This is a genomic window from Bacillus sp. AFS001701, from assembly GCF_002559405.1.
Classification (GTDB): domain Bacteria; phylum Bacillota; class Bacilli; order Bacillales; family Bacillaceae_G; genus Gottfriedia.
Genome location: NZ_NTZO01000281.1, coordinates 1 through 10,357 on the forward strand (window position 1 = coordinate 1; position 10,357 = coordinate 10,357).

Genomic DNA, 10,357 nt, shown 5'->3' on the forward strand with positions numbered 1-10,357 from the left:
GAGCAGACGGAGCGACAGGAGCAGCAGGAGCAACAGGAGCAACAGGCCCAACAGGAACAATTGCAGCATCTGCACACATATTTAACGTAGGTACTCAAACTATAACAACGGGTAATCCAGTTTCTTTTGATACGAATGGAACCATTTCAGGAACAGATATTACACATGCAGCAGGTTCACCAAATATTGTACTTGCTCAAAATCACATTTATCATGTTATATACACTTTTGTTGGTGATGCATCTGTTTCAGAAGTTTCAGTTCATTTTACGTTAGCAGGAACTGACATTCCAGGAAGTGGATTTACTGATCCAAGTTCCGCAGCTTTAGTAACTGCTTCTCAAGGTTCAGGTAAATTTATTATTAGTACTGTTGGACAAGTCGTACCAACTAACTTAAATATGATTGTTGATAGTACTACAGACATCACTTTCCCGGTTCAAGATGCTAATCATCCAAATATTAGTATTGTTATAATTGAACTGAGCTAATTAAAGTTTTGGAGTCCGTTGTAATAACAACGGACTCATTTTTTATAACAAACAAAGGATGAAATATTTTTTACTAAACATTTTATACTGACAAAATATTCCTTAGGTGAATATGTTAATTAAGGTGATTGACAAATATAAGTTAATTTTTAGGGATATGTTTTATGTGAAAGGAATCATTTATGTTGAAACAGGGAGATTTGAAGAAGGTGTTAAAAGAATGAAAACTAGTATTATTATTTTGACTTATAATCAGCTCGAGGTATCAAAAAAATGCTTTGAAAGTCTTGCGAAATATACAAATGAAGATGAAGTAGAAATTATTGTTATTGATAATGGCTCGACTGATGGAACACGAGAATATTTAAAAAGTAATCCTTCCTTTATTACAATCTTTAATGAGATAAATATGGGGTTTGCTAAAGGTTGTAATCAAGGAATTGAAGTCGCAACAGGTGATAACTTGTTATTTTTAAATAATGATACAATCGTTACAGAAAATTGGTTAGATGCAATGCTTACTCTTTTATATAGTAATGATAAAATTGGCATGGTTGGGCCTGTGAGTAATTATGTAAGTGGATTGCAGCGAATTAATGTTGATTATCAAAATGATCAAGAAATTAATGATTTTTCATTAAGATATTGTGCAAATGTAAAAGGAATGTCTAAGCAAGTATTAAGATTAGTAGGATTTTGTTTATTAGTTAGACGTGAACTAATTGATCGATTAGTAGGATTTGATGAAAGGTTTAAACTAGGTTCATTTGAAGATGATGATATTTGTTTAAGGACTATTTTAGAAGGATATGAATTGCATATTGCATTAGATTCATTTGTTCATCATTATGGGCACATGACATTCAATGGAAATAGTGATATTAACATAAATCACCTATATTTTGAAAATAGAATGAAATATATCGAGAAGTGGGGAAACAAACTAATTGATATTGGTTATCCGAAGACTGAAGTTATTGAAATGGTACCAGGTAACATAAATAATGTATTAGAAATTGGTTGCTTAGCTGGAGCATCAGGTCTAGAAATTAAAAATCTGTACAAATGTGAATTATATGGAACAGAAAGTGATACAGAGTTATCCTCAATTGCATCACAATTTTATAAGAGAATTGATACCATCAGTATTGACGAAGTGCCCCACAGTTACCCTGAGGAGTTTTTTGATCTAATCATAATTGATAATGTTATAAACCATCTTGTAGATCCTTGGAGTTATGTAAAAGAGATCACCAATCTTTTAAAACCATCTGGCTCAATTATTTGTAGAGTTCCAAATGTTTCCCACGGTGAAGTTATCTTTCAATTACTACAAGGCCAATGGAATTATATTCACGCTGGAATATTGAGAAAAGAAAATATTAGATTTTTTACGCCTCAAACAATTAATAGGCTATTTCCTACTGACCAATTTGAAGTAACGACAACAAAGAATGAAACTATAAATGTAGATTTAAATATTAAGTTGTTTTTTGAAGAAGTAGTTCATTTAGCTCATAGCTTTGGAATAAATCTTGAACAACTAACTTCAAATCTTGAAATATATAATATGCTCTTGCTAATAAGAAAAAAATGATTGAAAGGCAGTTGAGGGATCCTCAACTGCCTTCGTTATTTAATCTATTTGCAAAGTACTCTCTATTTGAAAGAATGCTTGGGTGTGTTGGGTAAAAATGATAGGCTAATTCATTGTGCTCATTTGCAAGGCGCAATTCACCTATTCTGTCATAGCATACAGCTAGCTGTAAATGTGGTAGCCAAGTAGTACATGATGGGTTGTGAAGCATCAAGCGATTGTTCACCTTATTTAAGGTTGCTTCTTTATACCAATAAATTGCTGAGTTGAAATTATCTTTCTCAAAAAATGTATAAGCCAATCTACAACATGTTTCTGGATGAGTATTACCATATTTAAGAGCTTTTAATAACCAAGTAGTTTCTAAGTCTCTTAGATTAAACTCGTGATAACAATTAGCAATATAATTACATGCAAGAATATTAAGTTCTTCATATGGCTGATTTAATCTCAAAAATTTTAAAAAATACTTTATTGATTGATCATGTTGATGATCTGAACTTAATTCTTTTGCATAATAAAATAAATCCATTGTTGAAAGTTTGAGTTTGTTTCTTAACATTTGTTCATATATTTGAATATTTTCTTTTGTATTTTGTGTAAAAGGAAGATCTGTAATAACAAGATTAGTAGAAAGTGATTCAGAGGTTTGTTCATTTTCCATATTCGGGGAAAGACTATTTGAACTTAACCTTTTAAATAATCTACTAATTTTTTGTTTACTTTTTACATTCCAGCCGATCTGATAATCGACAGCTACATTATAAACTTCATTGTTTATTAATTGTTTTAGATTAGAAAATGTTAAACGATCATTTTCTAGTAAAACTTCACTATGGTTGAGTAAAAGTATAAAGTCTTTTGTTGCCAATGATTTAGAAAAATTTAATGCATCTATTTCATCCACGCCATCAAATACATGTATTTGGTCTGTATACTGTCTTGCTAGATCAATCGTTCGATCGTGGGAATTCATATCAACGATGATAATTTCATCAACTAAGCTACTAACTGAACTAAGACATCTTTCAATTGTGGCTTCATTATTTTGTACAACCATGCATAAACTGACTGTGATCAAGCTATCACCCTTTTCTATAATGTTGATTTTGTATTAAATGATTATGATATATAATTGTTGATTTACTTAATTAGTAGTTATTAGTAGTTTCCAAATCATCTATTATGTTTACTAAACAGATAGGATCTAGGAAATAAAGTTAGTAGATAGTAAGGGTGAGTTATTGGTCTTTAAAATATGAGCGGAAATACTCTTGGTTGTGAAGAACAGAAGGGTTATTAGGAACATAGCTTGCTGCTATCTCATTATATTTTCTAGCAGTAAGTTGATCGCCTAATCGACTATAGCAAAGACATAACTGTAGATTAGGTAACCAAGTGTAACACGCTTGATTAATAAAAGGACTACTTGTAGGAACATCAACAAGTGTAGCAAGTTTATACCATGAAATAGCACGTGTAAAATCACCTTTGTGAAGATACACAAATCCTAAACGACAGCAGTTTTCTCCACGTGGTCCATCATAAGAAAATGATCTTAGACAACTGCTAATTGCTTTTTCTGATTCGTTTAGATTTAAATAGCAGTCTGCCATTTTTCCACAGGCTTGAATATTATCTTCGTACCAGCCTTTTCCTTCATCAAGAAACAATTCATACCATTCAATTGCCTTTTCGTATAGCTGATGATCTACGCATTCATTAGCATAATAGTATTTGTCACGAGGACTTAATTCATTTCCTGAAGAAATCGCATTTTCATAAATCTTTAAATTACGATCCGAAAACTCTTTGTCTTTTTGATGAATAATTGCGGCATCCGATTGAATAATTTCGCCGTAAACCTCTAAATATTCATGTACGAAACCAATCCATTTAAAGTTTTTTTCTCGCTTAACGATTCGATTCCTTACTGAACTAAAGCTCGGATTACCATTTTCATCGAAAGCTAGATGATATTTCATTCCGACAGCGTCGACATTTTTAGTTAATGATTTTTTTAATTTAAGTAATTTTTTTGCATTTTCATCAGTTATAATATCATCAGCATCTAGCCACATAATATAGTCCTTCGTTGCTTTAGAAAACGCAAAGTTTCTTGCCGCAGAGAAATCATTGATCCAAGTAAAATCGTAAATTAGATTTGTAAACTTTTTAGCTATTTCCTTTGTTTTGTCTGTTGAACCAGTATCAATAATGACAATTTCGTCTACTATATTAGATACAGATGATAAACATCTGGAAAGTACAGCTTCTTCGTTTTTAACAATCATACAAAGACTTAAAGTTATTGGTTTTTTTTTCATGAATTCCACCTCAATTTCTATGTTATTAAGGTTGTCAACAAAAGGTGTCATTCATAAAGTTCAAAAAAAGATTAATGTTGATATTCTACATTAGATATGATTAAATGGAAAAAATGAATATTGAAAATTTTTAGATGAAGAGAGTAATCTTATTTTGATTCTTGTAGAGAGTTGGGGATGGTGGAAGCCTAACAGAGTGAATAAGATGAAGCGCACTTCGGAGAAGCAGTCTGAAATAATAGTAGGACTTTGCCGGGGAAGACCTCGTTAACAAATTTTAAAGTTGGTTCAATATTTTTGAACAATTAGAGTGGTACCGCGGATTAGTTAAACCCGTCTCTTATGATAGAGACGGGTTTTTTATATTTTGGAGAGGATTGATCAGAATGAATTATGTAAATATGTATAGTGAACAAATTGAAAAAGCTTTAAATGGATCACTAACTTTAACTGAAATTAACTTACTAATCGAAAAACCCACTTATGCAGATCAAGGCGATTTAGCATTTCCTTGTTTCCAATTAGCAAAAGCATTAAAAAAATCTCCTGTCATAATTGCAAAGGAAATTGCACCACAGATTAATCATGATTTAATTGAAAAAGTAGAAGCGAACGGCCCGTACGTAAACTGCTTTTTGAATAAAAAGCTTGTAAGTAAGCAAGTAATTGAATTTGTTCTTGGTCAAGGGAATGAATATGGAAATCAAGTAACTGGTGAAGACAAAACGGTTGCGATTGATTGTTCCTCACCAAATATTGCAAAGCCATTTTCGATGGGGCATTTGCGTTCAACAATGATTGGAAATTCAATTTCTAAAATTGCTGAAAAAAATGGGTATAAAGCAATAAAAATTAATCACCTTGGAGACTGGGGAACACAATTTGGGAAATTAATTGTTGCTTATAAACTTTGGGGTAATCAGGACGCAGTAAAAGAAAATCCAATCAAAGAACTTTTAAAATTATATGTTAAATTTCATGAAGAAGTTGAAAAAGAGCCTCAACTTGAGGAAGAAGCTAGAAGTTGGTTTAAGCAATTAGAGGAAAAAAATGAAGAAGCCCTGCACTTATGGAAGTGGTTCCGTGACGAATCTCTTAAAGAATTCATGTTAGTTTATGATTTATTAGGGGTTAACTTTGATAGCTTTAACGGAGAAGCATTTTACAATGATAAAATGGACCGAGTTATTGAACTTCTAGAGCAAAAAAATCTTTTAGTGGAATCTGAAGGTGCCGATGTTGTTGAATTAACTGAAAAGGAATTACCACCATGCTTAATTAGAAAATCTGATGGAGCTACGCTGTATGCTACAAGAGATCTAGCAGCTGCACTTTATCGTAAAGAAACTTACGATTTTGATAAAGCAGTGTATGTTGTAGGTGGTGAACAAGCATTGCATTTTAATCAAGTATTTACAGTTTTGAAAAAAATGGGATATGAATGGGCAAATGAAATGGTACATGTTCCATTCGGTTTAATCCTACAAAACGGTAAAAAAATGTCAACGCGAAAAGGGAAAATTGTTCTTTTAGAAGAGGTAATTGAGGAAGCGATTAGTTTAGCTAGTCAAAATATTGCAGAAAAAAATCCTACATTAAAAAATAAAGAAGAAGTCGCAAAAATGGTTGGCGTCGGTGCAATCATTTTCCAAGATTTAAAAAATGATCGTATGAATAACATCGAATTTTCACTAGATCAGATGCTAAAATTTGAAGGTGAAACAGGGCCATATGTACAATACTCAATTGCGAGAACAAATTCAATTTTAGATAAAGCTTCATCAAAGGATTTAAATAAACAAGATGGGCTAGATGATTCATACAGTTGGGACATTATAAAACATATACTTGAGTTTCCTAACAAAGTTACACGTAGTTTTGAACAATTTGAACCATCTGTGATTGCTAAATATACAATAGATTTGGCACAAAGCTTCAATAAATATTATGGACATACTCATATTCTAACAAATGATGACCAATTAGAGAGTAGATTAGCATTAATTAAAGTCATTTCCATTGTTTTAGAAGAAGGACTAAGATTATTAGGAATTCGTGCTCCAAAAGAAATGTAAAGTAACAGGTATTGAAGAAATTTTTTTCTTCAATACCTGTTTTTTTGGATTTGATTGTAGAACGCGGGAACACAGTCTTTCTAATTATTATTACATATAAATAGTTATGTAAGGATTCGATTAACAATGTATCCAAATGAAAAAGGATTAATGAAGTCTAAGAAAACAAGTGAACCACTCCCACCACTTAGCTAACGCTTGAAGTGGGGGCTTCTCGATTCCGTGACGAAAGCACCCTTTCATCTCCACGAGCGTTACTTCCCACAGTTCCTGCGGTAGATGTCCAACGAATGGAGGTTCTTTCGTTACCTTAGTTATTTTACGAGCGGAAGGGTGACGGGCTTGGTTTTCGCACTATGTCTTATTTGTCCACTCAACATTATATAACTACTTATCAAAGAACAATTCATAAGAAAATCATAGCATATAACCATATGTTTTTCGATCGAAAAAAGGCAATTCATCTCCCACCTACCGTTGGACTAAAGTCCTTCACACGCTTGAGGAAGGAGACTTCTTACCTTATTATGTTAAAAATTAAAAGTATTATTGAAAATGATTATCATTTACATTTATAATGAATTTAAGATATTTAAAGAATAAGGGGAAACGTTCAATGTCGATATTAAATTTTATTAAAAATAGAAGAACGATTAGAGATACAAAAAAGGATCCAATTAATATGGAAGATTTAATGGAGCTACTTGAAGCAGCATCTTATGCTCCTTTCCACAGCAAAGAAGAGCCTTGGCAATTCATAATGGTTTCAGAAGAAAAAGAAAAAGAATATTATGCTTCAAAAATTGTAGATAGCTACGAAAGAATGGAATTAACTGAAACATACACAATTGAGAAAATTAAAAAATCAACAGAATTCTTTAAAACATATATTGTTGACACACCTATGCATTTAATTATAACGACAGACCACTCAGAAAATGAAAAGAAAAATTTAGAAGCGATTGGCGCAACCTGTGCATTTGTTCAAAATTTACAATTAGCAGCTTGGGAAAAAAATATTGGAATGGTATGGAGAACAAATCCTTATATTTTTGATAAACAATTTTACAAAGAGATGGGTATTCCTGAAAATCGAAAAATTTTAGGAGCTCTTCATATCGGTTATATTAATTCAATTCCAAAAGGAACAAAGAAAAGAAAACACCCAAGTGAATGGACTTCAAAGCTTAGTGAAAATATTTCACTTTAAAAAGAGGTTTGATAAACAAAAAAAGAGAGATCGAAAACAATTTTTTCGTCTCTCTTTTTTGTATTTATTAAAACACTTTAGTAGTCCAGTTTTCGCCATTCCATACATCTGTAACTAATCCTTCGTAGAATTCTGGTTCGTGACAGATAATTAAAAGACTTCCTTTGTACTCTTTTAGTGCGCGTTTAAGTTCTTCTTTAGCATCTACATCTAAATGGTTAGTAGGCTCATCGAGTACAAGTAAGTTTGTTTCTTGATTAATTAACTTACATAAACGAACTTTCGCCTTTTCTCCACCACTTAAAACTGCAACCTTACTTTCAATATGTTTAGTCGTTAAACCACATTTTGCAAGTGCAGAACGAACTTCATATTGTGTAAATGATGGGAATTCATCCCAAACTTCATCGATACATGTTTTATTATTATCACTTTTTACTTCTTGTTCGAAGTATCCAATGTGAAGGAATTCACCGCGCTCAACTTCACCAGAAATTGGTTTAATATCACCAAGTAAACTACGCATTAACGTCGTTTTACCAATACCGTTCGCACCAACTAAAGCAATTTTCTGTCCACGTTCCATACGTAGATTTAAAGGTCTTGATAGAGGCTCATCGTAACCAATCACTAAATCTTTTGCTTCAAATATTAATTTACCTGAAGTACGAGCTGGTTTGAAGTTAAATTCTGGTTTTGGCTTTTCACGTGCAAGCTCAATTACATCCATTTTATCAAGTTTCTTTTGGCGAGACATAGCCATATTACGAGTAGAAACACGAGCTTTATTACGAGCAACGAAATCTTTTAGTTCAGAGATTTCTTGTTGTTGACGTTTATATGCTGATTCTAATTGTGATTTTTTCATTTCATGAATTCCTTTGAAATTATCATAATCACCAACATAACGATTTAATTCTTGGTTTTCCATATGATAAATCAAGTTAATTACACTATTTAAAAATGGAATATCATGTGAAATTAAAATAAATGCATTTTCATACTCTTGTAAATAACGCTTTAACCATTCAATATGTTGCTCATCTAAATAGTTAGTAGGCTCATCGAGTAATAAAATATCTGGTTTTTCTAAAAGAAGTTTTGATAGAAGAACCTTTGAACGTTGACCACCAGAAAGTTCTGTTACATCACGGTCAAGTCCGATATCTTCTAAACCTAAACCACGACCAATTTCTTCAACTTTAGCATCAATAATATAAAAATCATTATTTGTTAAAGTATCTTGAAGAACACCTACATCTTCAAGCATTTTCTCCATTTCTTCCGGAGTTGCTTCAGCCATTTTTACATATAAATCATTAATTTCATTTTCCATATCAAACATATATTGGAAAGCACTTTTTAATACGTCACGAATTGTCATACCTGGTTGTAATACAGCATGCTGATCTAAGTAACCTACACGCACTTTTTTAGACCATTCAACCTTACCTTCATCAGGCTGTAATTTTCCAGTAACGATATTCATGAAAGTTGATTTACCTTCACCATTTGCACCAATAAGACCGATATGTTCACCTTTTAATAGACGGAATGATACATCATTAAAAATTGCACGATCACCGAATCCATGGCTTAAGTTTTTTACAGTTAAAATACTCATTGATCGACACCTTTTCTTTATTTTTCATATAATAATGTTCTTAATGAAAGAACGTAATTTAAACAGTCACCATCTAATTATAGTCTGCAACTGGGTAAGTGTTCAACAGTAAATTAAGTTATAACTTAAGGGGAGAGTTATAACCGAAATAAAATAGGGGACTTTTAAAAGAGGAAAAAAAAACCATATGAACCTACTATTCCTATCCCCTTATTTTTGTATTTAATGTATAATTCAGAAGTGTAATAGTCAAAAAGTGGGTTTTCAATGCGTATAAATATAGAATTAGCCATACTCACTATTCGGAGGAGGAAGTTTAATGTTTGGTAAAGTTGCTGCAGATATGCTTGGGTTAAGTGATGTAGGTAGTGTTATTGAACCGAAAAATTATGACAAAGTTGATTCTGACGATTATGTAATGCATGAAGATAATGAAAAAATTTATTTCTTAATTAAATCAAAATCAGATGAGTATTGCTTTACGAATAAAGCTTTAATTCATTTAGACGGTACAAGTGCAATAAGTAAGAAGCGTACACTTCATCGTTATAATTATCACACACATAAAATCACACATGTTTTACTTGAAACAGCTGGTACAATTGATTTAGATGTTGAAATTAAGTTCAACATTGGTGGTAGAGAGTTTTCGATTGATGTTCATAAAAAACATATTGAACAAGTTAAGGATCTATATAAAGCGTTACTAATGATTGCGGAAATTAGTCATGAAAACGAAAAAGCACTAGGATATGCAAAAGAAAGCATCGAAATTGCTTCCACAACATTAGGTCGCGTAACTTCAAATGAAAATAATTTAGTGAACAGTTTTAAAGAAATTAATGAAGCTGCTTTTGAATGGTTAATGAAGTCTAGAGAGCAATACAAAGTTAAAGATTTCGGATCGGTATTTGAGAAGTATATTAATAATTAATTATGTAAAGAGAGGTCTCGTAAGTCAAAGTGCTTATGAGACTTTTTTTGTGCCTTAGATTAGAGAAATGTGATTATAAGGATTCATGAGTAAGTAAAA

7 protein-coding genes, 1 pseudogene and 1 other annotated feature are annotated in these 10,357 nt (G+C 31.8%); of the genes and pseudogenes, 5 read left to right on the plus strand and 3 right to left on the minus strand.

Annotated elements, in window-relative coordinates; translation table 11 throughout:
- Together CN514_RS25800 and CN514_RS17895 are read left to right on the plus strand one after the other, a co-directional pair.
- Positions 1–491, plus strand: a pseudogene (locus tag CN514_RS25800) (hypothetical protein); the annotation flags it as partial.
- A gap of 220 nt (positions 492–711) precedes the next feature.
- On the plus strand, positions 712–2,088 hold the full coding sequence (locus CN514_RS17895) for a glycosyltransferase (protein ID WP_098233766.1): 1,377 nt from the start codon (positions 712–714) through the stop codon (positions 2,086–2,088).
- Between the two features lie 22 nt (positions 2,089–2,110).
- Here the strand turns inward: CN514_RS17895 and CN514_RS17900 are convergent, their stop codons facing one another.
- Entirely contained in the window at positions 2,111–3,169 is a 1,059-nt protein-coding gene (locus CN514_RS17900; RefSeq protein ID WP_176525958.1) for a glycosyltransferase, read from the minus strand.
- Positions 3,170–3,329: 160 nt separating this feature from the next.
- Complete coding sequence (locus tag CN514_RS17905) at positions 3,330–4,415, minus strand: tetratricopeptide repeat-containing glycosyltransferase family 2 protein (protein ID WP_286141738.1); 1,086 nt, start codon at positions 4,413–4,415, stop codon at positions 3,330–3,332.
- 122 nt (positions 4,416–4,537) lie between these two features.
- Positions 4,538–4,759: a binding site (T-box leader), on the plus strand.
- Between the two features lie 42 nt (positions 4,760–4,801).
- Between CN514_RS17905 and argS the strand changes: the two genes are divergently transcribed.
- Positions 4,802–6,490, plus strand: coding sequence for an arginine--tRNA ligase (gene argS, locus CN514_RS17910; protein ID WP_098233763.1), 1,689 nt, complete (start codon positions 4,802–4,804; stop codon positions 6,488–6,490).
- A gap of 616 nt (positions 6,491–7,106) precedes the next feature.
- A complete protein-coding gene (locus CN514_RS17915) occupies positions 7,107–7,700 on the plus strand; it encodes a nitroreductase family protein (RefSeq protein WP_098233764.1) in 594 nt (197 codons plus the stop codon).
- A gap of 67 nt (positions 7,701–7,767) precedes the next feature.
- Here CN514_RS17915 and CN514_RS17920 read toward each other — a convergent pair whose 3' ends face one another.
- Complete coding sequence (locus CN514_RS17920; RefSeq protein ID WP_098233765.1) at positions 7,768–9,324, minus strand: ABC-F family ATP-binding cassette domain-containing protein; 1,557 nt, start codon at positions 9,322–9,324, stop codon at positions 7,768–7,770.
- Between the two features lie 319 nt (positions 9,325–9,643).
- Between CN514_RS17920 and CN514_RS17925 the strand changes: the two genes are divergently transcribed.
- Positions 9,644–10,258: a PH domain-containing protein gene (locus tag CN514_RS17925; RefSeq protein ID WP_097978353.1), complete on the plus strand. Its 615-nt coding sequence runs from the start codon at positions 9,644–9,646 to the stop codon at positions 10,256–10,258.
- Positions 10,259–10,357: the final 99 nt, after the last annotated feature.